Source organism: Kitasatospora sp. NPDC090091 (assembly GCF_044747365.1).
In the GTDB taxonomy this organism is placed as follows: Bacteria; Actinomycetota; Actinomycetes; order Streptomycetales; family Streptomycetaceae; genus Kitasatospora.
Genome location: NZ_JBIVDY010000068.1, coordinates 1 through 1115 on the forward strand (window position 1 = coordinate 1; position 1115 = coordinate 1115).

1 protein-coding gene is annotated in these 1115 nt (G+C 69.5%); it reads left to right on the forward strand.

Annotated features, from left to right (window positions below; translation table 11 throughout):
* Positions 1–125: 125 nt before the first annotated feature.
* A partial coding sequence (locus ACIPSC_RS39060; protein WP_400835190.1) for an IS256 family transposase occupies positions 126–1115 on the forward strand: 990 nt, incomplete at its 3' end.

The window sequence follows — 1115 nt, forward strand, 5'->3', positions numbered from 1 at the left end:
CAGAGCAATGCTCGAGACCTGTGGATCGGCGCCGGGAGGAACGCAGCAGGCGTACCTTCCCCGATTGATCCTGTGATGGTCACCGAGTAGGCCCGCGTTGCAGCGCGGGTCGGGAAGGCACGCCCATGCTCAGCGTAGTCACCGACGACGGCTCCACCCAGTCCGGCTCCCTGATCGACGAGATCGTCCGCGAGGGCGCCCGCCGCATGCTGGCCGCCGCGCTGGAGGCGGAAGTCAACCAGTACATAGCCGAGTTGGCTGCCGAGACCGACGAGCGAGGGCACCGCCTGGTGGTCCGCAACGGCCACCACCGGCCCCGCACCGTGATCACCGCCGCCGGCCCGGTCGATGTCAAGGCCCCACGCGTCAACGACCGCCGCGTCGACGAGACGACCGGCGAGCGCAAGCGGTTCTCCTCCAAGATCCTCGCCCCGTGGTGCCGCAAGTCCCCGAAGATCTCCGAGGTCCTGCCGCTGCTCTACCTGCACGGCCTGTCCTCCGGCGACTTCGTCCCGGCACTGGAGCAGTTCCTCGGCGGCACCGCCGGCCTGTCGGCCGCGACCGTCACCCGGCTGACCAGGCAGTGGACCGACGACCACGCCGCCTTCCAGGACCGGGACCTGTCCGACCGCGACTACGTCTACGTCTGGGCCGACGGGGTCCACCCGAAGGTCCGCCTCGGCCAGGCCCACTCCTGCGTCCTGGTCCTGCTCGGCGTCCGCCTGGACGGCACGAAGGAGTTGATCGCCCTGGCCGAGGGCCTGCGGGAGTCCACCGAGTCGTGGGCCGACCTGCTGCGCGACTGCCGCCGACGTGGCATGCGCGACCCCGAGCTGGTAGTCGGCGACGGCGCCATGGGCCTTTGGCGGGCGCTCGCCGAGGTGTTCCCGGCCGCACGGCCACAGAGGTGCTGGGTTCACAAGGCCCGGAATGTCTCGAACTGTCTGCCGAAGTCGGCACAGCCCGGCGCGACGAAGGCCATGCAGGAGATCTACAACGCGGAGTCCCGCACCCATGCCGAAAAGGCGATCGAGGTGTTCGCGAAGACCTACGCAGCCAAGTTCCCGAAGGCCGTCGCGAAGATCACCGACGACCGGGATGAACTCCTCGCGTTC